Raw genomic sequence first — 17,118 nt, 5'->3', positions numbered from 1 at the left:
CCCCCCCGCCAATTACATCTTCTTGTAGCCCCTCAGCCTCAGCCCCTGCAGCCTGATGAAGCCCGTGGCGTCGGACTGGTCGTAGACCGAATCCTCCTCGAAGGTCACCAGCTCCATGTTGTAGAGGCTGTTGGGAGACTTGCGGCCCACGGGGGTGGCCTGGCCCTTGTAGAGCTTCAGGCGCACCACGCCGGACACGCGTTCCTGGCTCTTGTCGATGAGGGCCTGCACGGCCTCGCGCTCGGGGGCGTACCAGAAGCCGTAGTAGACCATCTCGGCGTAGCGCGGGATGAGCGAGTCGCGGATGTGCATCACCTCGCGGTCCATGGTGATGCCTTCCAGGTCGCGGTGGGCGGTGTGGATGATGGTGCAGCCCGGGGTCTCGTAGACGCCGTGGGACTTCATGCCCACGAAGCGGTTCTCCACCATGTCCAGGCGTCCCACGCCGTGCTTGCCGCCGATCCGGTTGAGCTCGCGGATGAGGGAGGCCGGGGTCCTGTTGATGCCGTTGAGGGCCACGGGGTTGCCCTTGTCGAACTCCAGCTCGATGTACTCGGGCTCGTTGGGGGCGTCCTCGGGCCGGGCGCAGAGCAGGTAGCTGTGGGGACCGGGCTCGTTCCAGGGGTCTTCCAGCTCGCCGCCCTCGAAGGAGAGGTGCATGAGGTTGCGGTCGCAGCTGTAGGGCTTCTCCTTGGTGACGGGCACGGGGATGCCGTTCTCCTGGGCAAAGGCCATGAGGTCGGCGCGGCCCTTGAAGTCCCACTCGCGCCAGGGGGCGATGGTCTTGAGCTGGGGGGCCAGGGCCATGGCGGTCAGCTCGAAGCGCACCTGGTCGTTGCCCTTGCCGGTGGCCCCGTGGGACACGGCCTGCGCGCCCTCGGCCAGGGCGATCTCCACCATGCGCTTGGCGATGAGCGGCCGCGCGATGGAGGTGCCCAGCAGGTAGCGGCCCTCGTAGACGGCGCCCGCGCGCAGGATGGGGAACACGAAATCCCTGGCGAACTCCTCGCGCAGGTCGTCGATGTAGGCCTTGGTGGCCCCGGTGCGCAGGGCCTTTTCCTCCAGGCCGTCCAGCTCTTCTTCCTGGCCCAGGTCGGCGGTCATGGTGATGACCTCGCACTGGTAGGTCTTCTTGATCCACTTGAGGATGACCGACGTGTCCAGGCCGCCGGAATAGGCCAGGACCACCTTCTTGATGCTGCTCATTTAGATCTCCGCGAGAGTGTAGGGAACGTTGGATTCCTGCCCGGAATAGACCCACTCCAGGATGGCCTTCTGGATGTGCAGACGGTTCTCGGCCTGGTCCCAGACGATGGACGCCGGGGACTCGAAGACCTCCGCCGTGACTTCCTCGCCCTGGTGCGCGGGCAGGCAGTGCATGAACTTCGCGCCGGGAGCGGCCAGCGCCATGGCCGCCGCGTCCACGCGGTAGGACTCGAAGACCTTCATGCGCGCGGCCGCCTCGGACTCCTGGCCCATGGAGGCCCACACGTCGGTATTGACGAAGTGCGCGCCCTGCACGGCCTCGGCCGCGTCGCGCACGAGCGTGACCCGCGCGCCCTGGGCCAGGGCCGCGTCCAGCACGTCCTTCATGGGGTCGTAGCCTTCGGGGCAGGCCAGGGCCAGCTCGAAGCCGAACACGGCCGCCGCGTTGATCCAGGAGTTGGCCATGTTGTTGCCGTCGCCCACCCAGGCCACCTTGGTCTTCTCAAGATCGGCGCCGCGCTCGGTCATGGTCATCACGTCTCCCAGCACCTGGCAGGGGTGGAAGTCGTCCGAGAGCGCGTTGACGATGGGTATGGAGGACTTGGCCCACATGCGCGTGAGCTTGGAGTGCTCGAACGTGCGCATCACCAGCCCGTCCACGTAGCGCGAGAGCACGCGGATGGTGTCCTCCACGGGCTCGGAGCGGCCCAGCTGGGAATCGTGCTGCGTCATGTAGATGGTGGAGCCGCCCAGCTGGCGCACCGCCATCTCGAACGAGACGCGGGTGCGCGTGGACGCCTTCTCGAAGATGAGCGCCACGGTGCGCCCTTCCAGCAGATCGGAACGGTACTTGGCCTGTTTCATCCAGATGGCCCGGGACACTGCGGCGTGCGCCTCGGCGCGGGTCATGTCGTGGATTTCGAGGAACTTTCTGGGCATGGAGGCCTCCACGGATTCGCTTGACCAAAAGCGACCGATTAGCTCCAGGGACGGGCAATGTAAAGAGGGAGGCGATGTCCCAGCAAGCCTGGACTGGACGCCCGCACGGCAGAATCAACACAATTCGAATACATTATACCTAAATACCCACACGAACCATTTTGTCGATTCAATTTTCCCAACAAAAATCTTACATACGGACAAATCAAAGGAGGACAGCGTCATGCAGATCGACTTCCACCATGCCGTCACCTACATCCTGTCTCGCTGGGCCGGGTTCAGTCATCAGGATGCCGACATCATTGCCTATGCAGCCCAGTATGTTGACGACGCGACAGTAGTGGGCCATGTCAATTTCGCTGGTGGCCAGATGTACTACAGGACTGCATCAGCGCATAAAGTTCTTGATGCGCGCAACCTAAGCAATGAAGCAGACGCCAAAACATGGGTTCCCTTCCATTTCCTGCCAGGGAACGGAGGATACTCGCGTAAAGATACACACAACCTTCCATTCAATGAACAACTAATCTGCAGGCCTGACAGCCCTATCGCAAGGGATGTTCTTGCGGAATGCCTGCGTGTAAAGGACAAGCCGTATGGCGGGCTTCATCTCCTGGGAATCTGCCTCCACGCCTATGCCGACACATGGGCTCACCAAGGGTTCGCTGGAATCTCCGACAAGATCAACTGCGCTAAAAACATAGATGACGTCAATATTCCAGACTATAAAGAACTATACAACAAAATCAAATCAACCATGGCCCCGCACATCGGACACGGTGAAGCAATCCATTACCCAGACGCTCCATTCCTTCACTGGAAGTACTTGAACTACAAGGGGGACATCATAGAACGCGACAACTGCGAAATATTTATCGATGCATCAAAGAATATGCATGGATTCCTATGCACATTCAACACCAATCCAGCCACCCCCATCGTGCCGTTCGACACCGTAAGAGATTACCTTGCAAAGCAATTCATGACTATCGACAGCGACGTGGCAGAAGAAAGACATGCGACATGGCTATCACTCCTAAAAGAAAACAAAGTACCACACGTTGAATTTCAAGAACTTGAATACTCAACAGATGCCGGAAAGTCTTGGAAGTATAAGGCTCTCGGCTACATCGAAACAAAGGATGGCGACATTGTCGGGCAGCATCCCCCAGTATACACGGCAGAATTCCTCGTCAGCGACTGGAAACGCTTCCATGATGCGCTGCAATATTACCGATTCTACCTACTGAACGTCTTGCTGCCAGCCTACGGCATCTGCGCCGCTTAGCGCAAGGCCGCCACCCCCAGGTCCGTCAACTCCTCCATCACCTGGCCGTGCTCGTGCCCGGCCAGGTGCAGCAGGCCGTGCGCCAGGAGCCGCGTCAGGTGTTCGCGCGGGTCCTGCCCGTAGAGCGCAGCCTCCCGCGAGAGGGTGTCCACCCCCAGGGCCAGCTCGCCCAGGTAGTCGGGACGCTCCGGGTTCTCTGCGGGAAACGACAGGATGTTCGTCGGCCCAGGCAGCCCCAGGAACTCCCCGTTCAGCCGCGCCATCTCCGCGTCGTCCACGCAGCGCAGCTCCACCGAAGTTCCGGAAAGACCCAGCGCCTCCATCAGGCGCTCCATGAGCGGCGTCAACTCAGACCGGGAGAGCGGCAGGGTGGGATCAAGGATCGCGCCCTGCTCCACCCAGATCGTGGTACGCATGAATCGTCTCCTTTGCACAGCGATATGCGATGCGCGGCAAGGCAGACCCGCCGGAAACGGTTGCTGCCGGGGCTTCGCCCCGGACCCCACCAGAGAGGATTCTTGCTCACAATCTCCTGGCGCGAAGCGCCACGGCCCCCCGCGCGGGGATTCGCGGCTTTGCGCGAATTCCCGCGCGAAAGGCGGCGCAGCCGCAAGGGTCTTGCCAGCCGATCCCGGTGCTGTTCGCGGGGAGACCAGCCGGACCGATTTGAAGACGATCCGCAGGCTCTCCCTGCGCAGAGGCCCGGCAAAGGCAACACGGTCCTTCCCGGTGAAGCCCGCGAAGCGGTGAGGGAGTCCAGAGGGCGCAGCCCTTTGGCCGCCGGAGGCATATTCTCCGACCGCCTCGCCGTCCTGCCCCGCAGCGCCATCCGCCGACGCGAAGCAATCGCCGGGTCCAGGGGGAGGCTCTCCACCTGGCGGGGCCATATACGGGAGAGTCCAGAGAGGGCGGAGCCCTCTTTGCCCGCCGGAGGCTTCTTCTCCCCTCTTCTTCCGCTCACAGCCACGATTTCACCGTGCGCCACAGGCTGGCCGACACCCGCCGGTTCCAGCGCAGGCTTGCTCCCAGCGACGCCAGGGCGATAAGGGCGGTGGTGTAGCGTTTGGCGGGGTCGAAGCCCAGGGTGTCGCGCAGGAGGGTGTGCGCCCAGTTGCAGAGCCAGCGGTCTGGGACCCGGCCCAGGGCGTCGGCGAGCATGTGGTTAATCTCGGTGTGCACGGGGAGGCGCTGTCCCAGGGTCTTGGTGTCGGGGTAGAAGCGTGAGCCTGCGAGCTTCACGGGCAGGTGGTGGAAGCTCGCCCCGGCCAGGCCCAGGCGCAGCCAGAATTCGTAGTCCATGCAGTAGCGCAGGTTCACGTCGGGGAGCCCGAAGCGGCCCACGACGCGGCGTCGGAAGAAGAGCGCGGGCTGGCAGATGATGCAGCGCTCCTCCAGGGCCGTGAGGTCGAAGGGTTCGACGGGGTATTCCTCGATGAAGGCGTCGTGCTCGTCGATGTGGTCGGCCTGGCCGTAGAGCACGTCGCAGTCGGGGTGCGCGGCGAAGTGGTCCAGCACGGCGCGCAGCGCGCCGGGGTAGTACACGTCGTCGGAGTTGAGCCAGCCGATGATCTCGCCGGAGGTGACGGCGATGCCCTTGTTGAGGGCGTCGGTCTGGCCCTTGTCGCGCTCGGAGACGAAGAGGAGGCGGCCTTCGTAGGCCTTCGCCACGTCGGCGGTCTCGTCGCAGGAGCCGCCGTCCATGATCACGTAGTCCAGGTCCACTCCCTGGGAGAGCACGGATTCGATGGTGCGGCCGATGAAGCGGCCCTGGTTGAAGCTGGGGGTGACGACGCTCAGGGTCGGCATGGGGTCTCCAGGAGGTCGAGGGGGTGGGACCCGGCCAGGGCCAGGCGCAGGCAGCACACGTCGCGGGGGTTCTCGAAGACGATGTCCAGGCAGCCGCCGTAGGGGCTGGCGAGGCGGCGGACGTCCAGGCTCGCGCCGGGCGCGAGGGATGCGGGGACGGACAGGGGCTTGCCGTCCAGGCTGGCGCGCACGGCCACGGACTCGGAGCCGTGGTTGACGAAACGGGCCTCGATCCACTGCCTGCCGGAGGCCGGGCCGAAGGCGGCGAAGACCGGGCCTGTGACGCGCCCCTCCGTGACGCCGTCCAGGGCGTGGCTCTGGACGCCAAGGCCGCGCAGGGCCTCGTCCAGGAGATCCAGGTAGGCCTGGGCCATGTCCTGGGGGCCGCCCATGGCGGCGGCGCGGGCAAGGCCCTTGGCCGAGAGCCCGGCTGCCAGGTCCGGCTCCAGGGCCAGGCGGGCCAGCGCCTGGGCCACGTCCTCGGGCTTGCGCGGGTCGAAGAGCAGCACGGCGTCGCCGCCCACCTCGGGCAGGCTCGTCACGTCGGAGCAGGCCACGGGCACGCCCAGCGACATGGCCTCGGCCACGGGCATGCCGTAGCCCTCGAAGAGCGAGGGGAAGACCAGGGCCAGGGACGCGGCCGTGAGGGCGGCCAGTTCGTCGTCGGTGACGTAGCCGGAGAAGAGCGTGCGCTCCCCGATGCCCATGGCCCGGGCGGCCTCCTTGAGGGCCTGGGCCTCCCCGGTGTCGGCCCCGGTGAGCACGAGCTTCACGGGCGCGTCCGGGTGGGCGCGGGCGAAGAGCGAGAAGGCCGTGAGGAGCACGGCGTGGTTCTTGTGGGGCCAGAAGTTGGCCGGATAGATGAAGTAGCCCTTGGGGGAGAGCCCCAGGCGGTCCAGCACGGCGCGGGTCTCGGCCTCGGAGGGCGGGGCGAGGCGGCGCGGGATGAGGATGTGCACGGTGCGCGCCTTCTCGGGCGGCAGCTTGCCGTACTCCAGCACCGTGGAGCGCACGTAGTCCGAGATGCAGGCCAGGCGTGCCGAGCGGCGCGCGGCCAGCTGGAAGGTCTGGTCGCGTCCCCGGCGCTCCTCGTCGGAGAAGAACTGGGGGTAGTAGTGGTACTGGAGATCGTAGATCACGCTGACCAGGGGGATGGCCTGATCCTGGAAATAGGGCCGCGTGAAGGGGCAGAACCAGGCGTCGATGGTTTGTCCCAGGAGCTTTTTGGGGGGCTTGGCCAGCCACTGTTTGCGGGCCGGGAGCACCTTGAGGTTGGGGGCCTCCAGGGCGCGCAGCTCGTCCAGGGCGGCGGGGTTGGCCACGAGGACGAAGGTGCGCTCCGGGGCCATGGCGGCCATGGTCTCCAGGAGCACCAGGGTGAAGACCTTGGCCCCGCCGTTGGCCCCGCCGGGCAGGAGCGGCCAGAGGTCCACGGCGATCAGGGGGGATTCGCCCGGCCTGCGCCCGGCGCACAGGGCCGGGAACGTGCGGCCCAGGCCCTTCAAGCCCATGTCCCACCAGCGCCAGAGCTTGGGGACGTTCAGGAGCAGGCGTTCGAAAAACGCCGGGAGGGGGGCCTCGGCCCGGAAGCCCGTGGAGAGGTCCCGGATGACGGCCTTGAAGTCTTCGTTCATGCGCTCTCGCAGTGGGGGTTGGGGTCCTGGTCCCGGGGCGGCAGGAAGGCCGCGCTGGCGTTTCCGGGAAGATTGGCCGCGCCGTGATGGGTGAGCTGCACGGGCGCGGTGTCCGCAGTGCGGAAGACCACCGAGAAGCTGCCCGCGTTCGAGAGCGCGGAGAGCACGGCGTTGCGCGAATCCAGCTCCGGGTGGGTCATCTCGGCGCGGCGGGCGAAGTCCTCGCGGCTCATGGCGGTGAGGCCCACGCCGAAGGCGTACTCGCCGATGCCCAGGTCCAGCTTCACCTCGTAGACGAAGCGCAGACGGCTCCCGACCGGAACGCTCTCGGGCACGCGGCAGTCGTACTGGAGGGTGTTCTTGCCGAAGACGATGACACCCTGCTCGCTGACGATCTCCACCCCTGCCACGGGCACTTCCAGGGGCTCGCGGACGTGGTATTCCACGCAGAAGCGGGCGGTGGCCCCCTGCTCGAAGGCGCGGCAGGGCCGACCGGAGCAGTCGGTGAGGGCCACGGCCTCGCAGACGGCGAAGCCGGATTCGGCGCGGCCGGCGGCGGAGAGGTCCAGGAAGGCCTCGGGGGCGGGCCAGGGGGCGTCCTCTCCGAAGGGTTCGGGGGCGGGCAGTTCCGCGTCCAGCCCGGAAGGCGCTGGGCAGGCGGAGCCCGGCCCCAGCATGTAGAGCTTCACGGCGTCCATGGCGGGGCCAAGGAACTTGACGCCGCCGCGCTCCAGGTAGAGGGCGCGGGAGCAGAACTGGGCCACGTCGTTCATGGCGTGGGAAACCAGCACCACGGCCACGCCCTTGTCCATGAGCTGGCGCAGGCGGGCGTAGCAGCGCTGGCGGAAGAAGACGTCGCCCACGGCCAGGGCCTCGTCCACGATGAGCAGTTCGGGCTCCAGGCAGATGGTCACGGCGAAGGCCAGGCGCAGGAACATGCCCGAGGAGTAGGTGCGCACGGGCTGGTCGATGTGCGCGCCGATGTCGGCGAAGGCCAGGATGTCGTCCAGGCGCTCCTGGGCCACGCGCCGGGGCACGCCCAGGACGGCGGCGTTGACGAACACGTTCTGGCGGCCGGTGAAGTCCGGCTTGAAGCCGCTGCCCAGTTCCAGGAGCGCCGCCACGCGCCCGGGGGTCTCCACGCGGCCCAGGGTGGGCTGGAGCACGCCGGCCATCACCTGGAGCAGCGTGGACTTGCCCGCCCCGTTGCGCCCGATGATGCCGAAGGCCTCGCCGGGGGCGATGTCGAAGCTTACGTCCCGGAGCGCCCAATGCTCCTTGTAGTAGCGCCGTCCGCCTGCGGCCAGGAGCTGGCGCAGCCGGTCGCGCGGGCTTTGGTAGAGGTGGTAGACCTTGCCCACGCCCTCCACGCTCACGAGGGGGCTAGAGGACATCGGCGAACACCTTCTTGAGCTGCATGAACCACGCGAACCCGGCCAGCAGGAAGGCCAGGGCGAAGAGCGTGCACAGGCCGAGCGCGGTCCAATCCGGGGCCTGGCCCCAGAGAAGCGTGCGCCGGAAGTGCTCGATGATCGGATGCAGCGGGTTGAGCGACAGGAGGAAGCGGTAGCGCTCGGGCACGGCCGTGAGCGGATAGACGATGGGCGTCAGGAAGAAATAGAGTTGCATGAAGGCCCCCACCGCGTGTCCGGCGTCCTTGGCGGCCACGCCCACGGGCGCGAGCCACAGCCCCAGGCCCGAGGCGAAGAGCGCCAGCGGCACGTAGCCCAGCGGGGCCAGCAGCGCCGTGGGGGGCAGCCCCTCCCCGGTGAAGGCCCGGGCCAGGCACACGAGCCCAAGAGCCACCAGCGATTGCAGGCACAGGGCCAGCACCACGCTGACGGGCAGCACCTCCAGGGGGAAGACCACCTTTTTGACGAAGTTCACGTTCTCGCTCATCACCGTGGCCCCGCGCGCGGCGGCCCCGGCCACCACCTCGAAGCAGGCCAGACCGGTCAGGAGCGCCAGGGCGAACTCCATCACCCCGCCCTGTCCGGCCCCGCTCCAGGTGGCCTTGAGCACCACCGAGAAGACGAAGGTGTACACGGCCAGGCTGGTCAGCGGCGTCACCAGGCTCCAGAGCATGCCGAGGACGGTGCCCTGGTAGCGCCCGGAGAACTCCAGGCGGGTGAATTCGCGCAGGATTTCGCCATGGCGCGCAAAATGGCGGGCCACCCCCAGGGGGGAGGCCAGACGCGCGGTCTGTCGCAGAGTGGAGGCGAGCCCCAGGGGCGGCTGGGCCAGGATGATCTTTCGCATGAACAGGCTTGCCTATTCCAGAAATTTGGCGCATGTCAACGCGCCGGAGACCCCGGCATGCCCAAGGTCCTGCGCGTCGGCATCGACGCAAGCCCCTTAAGCTACCCCTACCGCACCGGCATCGGCCGCTACCTGGAGAGCATCCTGCCCCACGTGGTGGAGTCCGCCGGGGACAAGGCCCGCTTCACGCTCTTCGCAGGCAAGCCCCTGGTGAACCCCGTGGCCCTGGACCTGGTGGAACGAGGCCTGGCGCGGGCGCGCACCGTGAACACCCCCTCGCTCTACGCCTGGCAGCAGACCGGCATGCTGGCCCAGCGTCTTTTTACGCGCCTGGACGTGTTTTTCTCGCCCGACGGGCTCTTTCCGCCCTTCCTGCCCGGCAAGGCCGTGGGCATGTACCACGACGTGCTCTGGGAGGCCCACCCCGAGACCCTGGCGTGGCACATCCGCACGGTGTTCCGCCTGCGCCACAAGGCCGGGCTCAAGCGCGCGGACCGCGCCCTCACATGCAGCCAGGCCTCGCGCAGGGAGATGCTGCGGGTGTTCGGCAAGGTGGCCCAGAAACTGGAAATCCTGCCCACCCACGGCGTGGACATGGTGCACTTCCGCCCCCCCGGCGAGGACGAGGCCCACCTGGCCAGTGATTTCCGCGAGCGCCACGGCCTCGCAGAACCGTTCCTGCTCACGGCGGGCAACCTCCAGCCCCACAAGAACCTCTCCGTGGTGCCCCTCGCCATGGACATCCTGCGCCGCTCCGGACGCGAGATCCCCATGCTGGCCGTGGCCGGATTCGGCGACCGGGAGGCCCTGCTGGCCACCCTGCCCGAGGGCTTCCCCAAGGAGCGCGTGCGCTGCCTGGGCTACCTCTCCGAGGCCGACCTCTGCCAGGCCTACCGCCTGGCCCTGGCCTACGTTTTCCCCTCGCTCTACGAGGGCTTCGGCTTCCCCGTGGTGGAGGCCCAGGCCAGCGGCGCGCCCGTGGTCTACGCCGACGCCGCGAGCCTGCCCGAGGTGGCGGGCGACGCCGGGCTGGCCTTCGACCCCGCCTCCCCGGAAGACCTGGCCGCCAGACTCGCCCAGGTGCTCGACGACCCGGACCTGCGCAAGCGCATGGTGGCCAAGGGCTTCGTCCAGTCCTCCCGCTACCGCTGGGACCGCGCCGGGGAAACCCTCTGGCGCGTGCTGCGCGAGACCGCCGGAGCGTAGCCGTGGCCGCCCTGCCCACGTTCACCATCGTCACCCCCTCCTTCAACCAGGGGCGCTACCTGCGGCGCAACCTGGAGAGCGTGGCCGCCCAGCGGGGAGTGACCGTGGAGCACATCCTCCTGGACGGAGGCTCCACCGACGACACCCTGGACGTGATCGCCCGCCACGGCGGCCACCTGGCCTTCTGGCGCAGCGCCCCGGACGACGGGCAGACGGCCTCGCTCGTCGAGGGATTCTCGCGGGCCACGGGCCAGGTCTGGGGCTGGCTCAACTCCGACGACTACCTCTGGGACGAGCACGCCCTGCTCCATGTGGCCGAAGCCTTCGCCGCACGCCCCGAGGCGGCCATGGTCAGCGGGGACACCGTGCTCGTCACCGAGGACGAGCGGCCCGCCATGCTGGACATGACGCCCGGCCCCTCGGCCCGCAAGATGCGCTACACCATGTGCGTGCCGCAGCAGTCCACGTTCTGGCGCGCCGAGGCCTACCGCGCCGTGGGCGGCATAGACCCCGCCTTCCGCTACTGCATGGACTTCGACCTCTTCCAGCGCATGAGCCAGGGACGCCTGATGGCGCGCGTGCCGCGCTTCGTGGCCGCCTTCCGGCTCCAGCCCGCCTCCAAGACCGCCACCTGGGGCGACGTGTACCGCCGCGAGGTGGCCCTGTGCCAGTCCCGCTACGGCACGGGGGCTCTCCACTGGCTGGCCGTGAAGGCCGTGACCATGGAACTGCGCCTGGGCTCGGCCGCAGCCGAACTTGCGGCCCTGGCCTCGGGGCGGAAGCTCCCCTGCCTGGCCAACTGCCGCTGGGAGCCCTGCCGCGCCTTCGCCCGGAAGCGCTACGGGTTGTCGTTCTAGACCCCGCGCCGACCCGCACGATGCGAGACGCCCGCCCCGATAAACTCCTGCGCCACCTGCGACTGGAGCCCGACACCCCGGCCGCCGCCGAGGCCCTTCCTCTCTGGGAGGAGGCCCTGGCCCTGGCCCGCCCCGCCACATGGCGCATGGACCTGCCCATCGGGGACTTCCTCCGGGAGTTCGCGCCCCATGCTGCCCAAAGCCGCGACCTCTCCCGCACCCTGGAGGGTTGCGCGGGGGTGGTTCTCCTGGCCGCCACCCTGGGCGAGGGCGTGGAGCGACGCGCGGGGGAATACTTCGCCTCTGGCAGGCCCTTCGCGGGCTACATGCTGGACCGGATGGGCAGCTTCCTCGTGGAGCGGGCCATGAAGGAACTGCACGCGGGCGTGCGCGGAGAGCAGACCGCGCGCGGCGGCCGGGCCACGCGGCGCTACAGCCCCGGCTACGGAGACTTCCCCCTGGAGGCCCAGGCCCCTTTCCTTCGCCTGGCGGGCCAGGCCCTGCCGGGGCTTCGCCTCACGGCCGGGTTCGCCCTGGTTCCGGCCAAGACCGTCACCGCCGTGTGCGGCCTCGCGGACTGATCCTGCGGAACGCGCCGATGCTTGCGCGGCGGCGGAAGATGCCGTCTTGCGAGGCCTCGCGGACTGATCGTTCCCGGCGCGCGCGGGCCTGCGCTCCACCGACGGGAGCCGCCGCGCGCGTCCCGGAAGGCTCCCCCCCCCTTCCCCTGGGGCCTCCGGGCGGCTATACCCTCCGCCATGCGCATCGCCGTCAGTTGCCGAAGCCTCGAGTACCCCTCCGGGGGCGTGCGGGAATACCTCGTGAGCCTCCTGGACGCCCTCCTGGAGCTGGACCGGCGCAACACCTACGTGCTCTTCCACTCCGACGCCCGCTTCCTGGGCCGTTTCCCCGGGGCCGAGGAGGTCTCGCTGGGCTGCTCCAACCGCCTCGTCTTCGACTGGTTCCGGCTGCCCCCCGCGCTCAAGCGACACGGCATCGACCTGGCCTTCTTCCCCTCCTCCAACATGCCCCCCGGCGTGCCCTGCAAGGCCGTGGCCGCCATGATGGACCTGGGCTACTTCCACGGCGAATACCGCATGTACCGCCTGCCCGACACGCTCTACATGCGCGTGGCCATGGCCCGCACCGCCCGGCGCGCCGAACGCCTGCTGGCCATCTCCGGGCACACCAGGCGCGAACTGGAGGACATCCTGGGCGTGCCCGGCCACAAGGTGACCGTCACCCACCTGGCCGCCGACCCCCTCTACCACCGCCCCGTCCCCCCCGAGGCCGTGGCGGAACTCAAGTCCCGCCTGGGCCTGACGCGTCCCTTCTTCCTTTACACGGGCAACATCTCGCCGCGCAAAAACCTCAAGGGGCTTCTGGAGGCCTTCGCGGACGTGAAGGACCGCGCGGACGCCGATCTGGTGGTCACGGGCGGCTCGGGCTGGAGCCAGGATTTCGAGCAGTGGGTCTCCGCCCTGGGCCTGGAGGGCCGGGTGCGCCGCCTGGGCCATGTGGAGCGCGCGGACATGCCCGCGCTCTACGCCGCCGCCCTGGCCTTCGTGTTCCCTTCGCTCTACGAGGGCTTCGGCCTGCCCGTGCTGGAGGCCCAGGCCGTGGGGACCCCGGTGGTCTGCTCCACGGCGGCCAGCCTGCCCGAGGTGGCGGGCCGAAGCGCCCTCATGGCAGACCCGGCCGACCGCCGCGCCCTGGCCCAGGCCCTGGCGGACGTGGCCGCCGACCCGGCCCTGCGCGCCCGCCTGAGCGAGGCCGGCCGCGCCAACGCCGCGCGCTTCTCCTGGCGCGAGACGGCCCGGCGCACCCTGGAGGTCTTCGAGGAGGCCGTGCGGAGCTGAAACCCCGCCCGACTGATCCGGGTCCATGGTCCCCGACCTCCCGCGAATGAGCCCCCCGCCCGCCTACGGACTGCGATGCGCCCACGACACACCGGCACGGCGTTCATGGACTTGCACGCCCGTCGACAATGTGTGAGTTCTTCCTGACCTGATCGCGCGGCCAGGCCTGCAGAGCCCAGGCCGACCGGCACGTCAAACAACAACGGAGTTCTTTTCAGATGGATTTGTCGTTCCTGAACGAAATCGTGCTCATCCTCGCCATGAGCGTGGGCGTCATGTTCGCCTGCCACAAGATCGGCCTGCCCCCGGTGGTGGGCTTCCTTGTCGCGGGCGTGCTCTGCGGCCCGGGCGGGTTCGCCCTGGTCAAGAACGTGCACCAGGTGGAGATGATCGCCGAGATGGGAGTTGTGCTCCTGCTGTTCTCCATCGGCATGGAGCTTTCGGCCTCGGAGCTGGTGCGCCTGAAACGCCCGGTCTTCCTGGGCGGGCTCGTGCAGATCGGGCTGACCATCGCCCTCTTCGAGGCCCTTTCCGTGGCGGGCGGCTTCGAATCCAGCCAGGGCCTCTTCTTCGGGTTCCTGGCTGCGCTCTCCTCCACGGCCATCGTGCTCAAGGAGCTGCAACGCCGCTCCGAACTGGAGAGCCCCCACGGCCGCATGAGCCTGGCCATCCTCATCTTCCAGGATCTGGCCATCGTGCCGCTCATGCTCCTCACGCCCTTTCTGGGCGGCAAGGGGGGCGACCTGGCCAGTTCGCTGGGCATCATGGCCCTCAAGGGCGTGGGCGTGGTGGGCGTGGTGCTCGTGCTGGCCCGCTTCGTGGTGCCGCGCTTTTTCCTCTCGGTGGCCAAGGTGCGCAGCCGCGAGCTGTTCCTGATGGCCACCATCGTGTTCTGCATGTCCGTGGCCCTGCTCACGGCCAGCGTGGGGCTCTCGCTTTCGCTGGGCGCGTTCCTGGCCGGGCTCATGCTTTCGGAGTCCGAATACGCCCTCAACGCCCTGGAGGGCGTGCTCCCCTTCAAGGACATCTTCACCAGCCTGTTCTTCGTCTCGGTGGGCATGCTGGTGGACGTTGGCTTCATCGTCCACAACCCCGGGCTCGTGCTGGGCGCGGCCATGGCGGTCATCGTGCTCAAGGCCCTGGCCGCCGGTGGCGCGGTGGCGGCCCTGGGCTACCCCCTGCGCACCGCCGTGGCCGGAGGCCTGGTGCTGGCCCAGGTGGGCGAGTTCTCCTTCGTGCTGGCCAAGGTGGGCATGGACGCGGGGCTCCTGGAGGGCGACACCTACCAGCTCTTCCTGGCCTCCAGCGTGATCACCATGGCCGTGACGCCCTGGCTCATCCAGCTGGGGCCCGTGCTGGCGGCCCGCATGGGCGGCGCCGCCCCCGCCAACGCCCAGGCCCCCAACGAGAAGACCGCGCTCAAGGACCACCTGATCATCGTGGGCTTCGGCCCCGGCGGGCAGCGCATCGCCCACGCCGCCAAGCGCGCGGGCATCGCCTACTACGTGCTGGAGATGAACATCGACACCGTGCGCCGCGAGAAGGAAAAGGGCGAACCCATCCACTACGGCGACGCCGCCTACCCCGAGGTGCTCCGACACGCGGGCATCCAGAACGCGCGCGTGATGGTGGTGGTGATCTCCGAACCCTCCGCCGCGCGACGCATGGTGTCCACCGCCCGGGAGCTCTCCCCGGCCCTGCGCATCGTGGTGCGCACGCGCTTCATGGGCGAGGTGGAGGAACTGCTCGCCCTGGGGGCCAACGACGTGGTGCCCGAGGAGTTCGAGACCTCCATCGAGATCTTCACCCGCGTCCTGGTGGACTACCTCGTGCCCAACCAGACCATCGAACGTTTCATCCTGGAGGCGCGCGGGGCCAACTACCGCATGCTGCGCACCCCCGCCCTGCCCCAGGACGGCCAGAAACTCATGACGCCCCAACTCTCCGGCATGGACCTGGCCGTGCTCACCGTGGAACAGGGCTCGCGCCTCGACGGCAGCACCCTCCAGGAATCGCACCTGCGCCGCGAACACGGCCTTACCGTCGTCGCCGTGGACCGCGACGGCGACATGACCCTCAACCCCGAAGGCTCCTACCGGTTCCAGGCCGGAGACAAGGCCTACGTCTTCAGCCGCCAGGAGGAGATCGTGGACAAGGCCTGGCTCTTCTCCGCCGCCTGACGCCCCTGCCCGTCTGATGCACACACAAGCCCGGGAGCCGTCTCCCGGGCTTTTTTCACCCCTACTTTGCACCGTTCTTGAAAATACGTGCCACGATATTGACATGAATTTCAAATTAGTGCTACCACGTGCCACCTGCTCACGAATCGTATCACCTTCACCACGGGGGAAGTCCATGGGTTTCCGGTTGCGCGTCGCGCTCATGCTCTGCTGTCTCTTGTTGCCGCTCCAGGCCCTTGCCGCCGGGAACGAGCTGCGTTTCTCCTGGCAGTCCAACTGCGGGCCGCTCAACCCGCACATGTACTCGCCCAACCAGATGTACGCCCAGAACATGCTCTACGAGCCCCTGGTAAGGTACGCGACCAACGGCGACATCGTACCCTGGCTGGCCGAGAGATGGTCCATCTCCCCCGACGGCAAGACCTACACTTTCACCCTGCGCAAGAACGTGCGCTTCTCCGACGGCACGCCCTTCGACGCCCAGGCCGTGGTGAAGAACTTCGAGGCCGTGCGCGCCAACCTCAAGCGCCACAAGTGGCTCGAACTGGTCAACCAGCTCGATGTCCTCGAAGCCCCTGCGCCCGACACCTTCGTCATGAAGCTCAAGAGCGCCTACTACCCGGCGCTCCAGGAGCTGGCCCTCATCAGGCCCCTGCGCTTCCTCTCCCCCGCCGCCTTCCCCGACTCCGGCAACACCGCCGACGGCATCAGGAAGCCAGCCGGAACCGGACCCTGGCTCCTGGCCGAGTCCCGTCTGGGCGAATACGACGTGTTCACGCGCAACGAGAACTACTGGGGGGCCAAACCCGCCATCGAAAAGGTCATCGTGCGCGTCATCACCGACGCCAACTCGCGCCTCACCGCCTACGAAACCGGCGAGATCGACCTGATCTACGGCTCGGGCGGCCACGCCTCGGGACAGATCGGCATGGACGCCTACCAGCTCCTCGCCAAGGACCCCAGAAACGCCGCCTCCGTCTCCGGCCCCCTGGGCACTCGCTCCCTCTGCCTCAACTCCGGGCGCGGCCCCACCGCCGAGCTTGCCGTGCGCCAGGCCGTGTCCCACGCAGTGGACAAGGAAGCCCTGGTCAAGGGCGTCTTCCTGGGTGTGGAACAGCGCGCAGACACCCTCTTCGCGCCCTCCATCCCCTACTGCGATCTCAAACTCCCCCCCTTCGCCTTCGACCGCGCCAAGGCCGCCAAGCTTCTCGACGACGCGGGCTGGAAACTCACAGCCAACGCCAAGGTGCGCCAGAAAGACGGCAAGCCCCTGGAGATCGACTTCTGCTTCGTGGGCAACGACGCCCTCCAGAAAACCATCGCCGAACTCATGCAGGGCGAACTCGCCAAGGTGGGCATCGCCGTGAAACTCGTCGGCGAAGAGCAGGACGCCTTCGGCAACCGCCAGAAAGACGGCGACTTCGGCTTCATCTTCAACGACACCTGGGGCCCCCCCTACGAGCCCCACGCCATGGTCGGCTCCATGCGCTCCCCCTCCCACGCCGACTACCAGGCCCAGGCCGGACTGCCCATGAAGGCCGACATCGACGCCAAGATCAGCAAGGTCTTCGAAACCACCGACATCGCACAACGACAGGCACTCTACACGGACATCCTGACCACCCTGCACCAGCAGGCCGTCTACCTGCCCCTCACCTACATGACCAACATCATGGTCCACGGGAAGAAACTCACGGACAAAGGCTTCGGCCCCACCAAGAGCGAAATCCCCTTCGAGGCCATGGCCTGGAAATGACGGCCCGGGACAACGCGACAGGCAGGTCGGGGGAGGAGCCTCCGGCGGCCAGGGCTCTGCCCTGGACCCGCCAGGGGGGAGCCCCCCCTGGACCCGGCAGTTGCTTCGCGGGCTTCACCGGCTACGGC

14 protein-coding genes are annotated in these 17,118 nt (G+C 67.7%); 7 read left to right on the top strand and 7 right to left on the bottom strand.

The window, feature by feature from the left end; genetic code table 11:
* Nucleotides 1-12: 12 nt before the first annotated feature.
* Both ACV4UX_RS12075 and argF read right to left on the bottom strand, forming a co-directional pair.
* Nucleotides 13-1,206 (bottom strand): argininosuccinate synthase, encoded by a 1,194-nt coding sequence (locus ACV4UX_RS12075; RefSeq protein ID WP_491593531.1) that lies wholly within the window; start codon nucleotides 1,204-1,206, stop codon nucleotides 13-15.
* Nucleotides 1,207-2,145, bottom strand: a complete 939-nt coding sequence (argF, locus tag ACV4UX_RS12070; protein ID WP_491593530.1) for an ornithine carbamoyltransferase — start codon at nucleotides 2,143-2,145, stop codon at nucleotides 1,207-1,209.
* Nucleotides 2,146-2,368: 223 nt separating this feature from the next.
* On the opposite strand from argF, the gene ACV4UX_RS12065 reads away from it, so the two are divergent.
* On the top strand, nucleotides 2,369-3,433 hold the full coding sequence (locus tag ACV4UX_RS12065) for a DUF6765 family protein (RefSeq protein WP_491593529.1): 1,065 nt from the start codon (nucleotides 2,369-2,371) through the stop codon (nucleotides 3,431-3,433).
* Here ACV4UX_RS12065 and ybeY read toward each other — a convergent pair.
* The 5 genes from ybeY to ACV4UX_RS12040 form a co-directional block, all read right to left on the bottom strand.
* Nucleotides 3,430-3,849, bottom strand: coding sequence for an rRNA maturation RNase YbeY (ybeY, locus tag ACV4UX_RS12060; RefSeq protein WP_491593528.1), 420 nt, complete (start codon nucleotides 3,847-3,849; stop codon nucleotides 3,430-3,432). The genes ACV4UX_RS12065 and ybeY overlap by 4 nt on opposite strands.
* Before the next feature lie 541 nt (nucleotides 3,850-4,390).
* On the bottom strand, nucleotides 4,391-5,239 hold the full coding sequence (locus ACV4UX_RS12055) for a glycosyltransferase family 2 protein (protein ID WP_491593527.1): 849 nt from the start codon (nucleotides 5,237-5,239) through the stop codon (nucleotides 4,391-4,393).
* Nucleotides 5,227-6,873 (bottom strand): glycosyltransferase family 4 protein, encoded by a 1,647-nt coding sequence (locus ACV4UX_RS12050; protein WP_491593526.1) that lies wholly within the window; start codon nucleotides 6,871-6,873, stop codon nucleotides 5,227-5,229. The genes ACV4UX_RS12055 and ACV4UX_RS12050 overlap by 13 nt, the downstream gene beginning before the upstream one ends.
* The gene (locus ACV4UX_RS12045) at nucleotides 6,870-8,267 is read right to left on the bottom strand and encodes an ABC transporter ATP-binding protein (protein WP_491593525.1); all 1,398 of its coding nucleotides are present in this window, start codon (nucleotides 8,265-8,267) and stop codon (nucleotides 6,870-6,872) included. Before ACV4UX_RS12045 ends, ACV4UX_RS12050 begins: the two co-directional genes overlap by 4 nt.
* Nucleotides 8,257-9,132, bottom strand: coding sequence for an ABC transporter permease (locus ACV4UX_RS12040; protein WP_491593524.1), 876 nt, complete (start codon nucleotides 9,130-9,132; stop codon nucleotides 8,257-8,259). The genes ACV4UX_RS12045 and ACV4UX_RS12040 overlap by 11 nt, the downstream gene beginning before the upstream one ends.
* Nucleotides 9,133-9,189: 57 nt before the next feature.
* Here ACV4UX_RS12040 and ACV4UX_RS12035 point away from each other — a divergent pair, with 57 nt between their 5' ends.
* The 6 genes from ACV4UX_RS12035 (at nucleotide 9,190) to nikA (ending at nucleotide 16,990) form a co-directional block, all read left to right on the top strand.
* Complete coding sequence (locus tag ACV4UX_RS12035) at nucleotides 9,190-10,338, top strand: glycosyltransferase family 4 protein (protein WP_491593523.1); 1,149 nt, start codon at nucleotides 9,190-9,192, stop codon at nucleotides 10,336-10,338.
* Between the two features lie 2 nt (nucleotides 10,339-10,340).
* Nucleotides 10,341-11,195, top strand: a complete 855-nt coding sequence (locus ACV4UX_RS12030) for a glycosyltransferase family 2 protein (RefSeq protein WP_491593522.1) — start codon at nucleotides 10,341-10,343, stop codon at nucleotides 11,193-11,195.
* A 20-nt stretch (nucleotides 11,196-11,215) separates the two neighbouring features.
* A complete protein-coding gene (locus tag ACV4UX_RS12025; RefSeq protein ID WP_491593521.1) occupies nucleotides 11,216-11,776 on the top strand; it encodes a hypothetical protein in 561 nt (186 codons plus the stop codon).
* 177 nt (nucleotides 11,777-11,953) lie between these two features.
* The gene (locus tag ACV4UX_RS12020; RefSeq protein ID WP_491593520.1) at nucleotides 11,954-13,054 is read left to right on the top strand and encodes a glycosyltransferase family 4 protein; all 1,101 of its coding nucleotides are present in this window, start codon (nucleotides 11,954-11,956) and stop codon (nucleotides 13,052-13,054) included.
* A 218-nt stretch (nucleotides 13,055-13,272) separates the two neighbouring features.
* The gene (locus tag ACV4UX_RS12015; protein WP_491593519.1) at nucleotides 13,273-15,234 is read left to right on the top strand and encodes a monovalent cation:proton antiporter family protein; all 1,962 of its coding nucleotides are present in this window, start codon (nucleotides 13,273-13,275) and stop codon (nucleotides 15,232-15,234) included.
* Nucleotides 15,235-15,409: 175 nt separating this feature from the next.
* A complete protein-coding gene (gene nikA, locus ACV4UX_RS12010; protein WP_491593518.1) occupies nucleotides 15,410-16,990 on the top strand; it encodes a nickel ABC transporter substrate-binding protein in 1,581 nt (526 codons plus the stop codon).
* Nucleotides 16,991-17,118: the final 128 nt, after the last annotated feature.

The organism is Fundidesulfovibrio sp., from assembly GCF_058402725.1.
The sequence above is the reverse complement of the archived record's forward strand: the minus strand, read 5'-3'. Positions and strand labels throughout refer to the sequence as shown.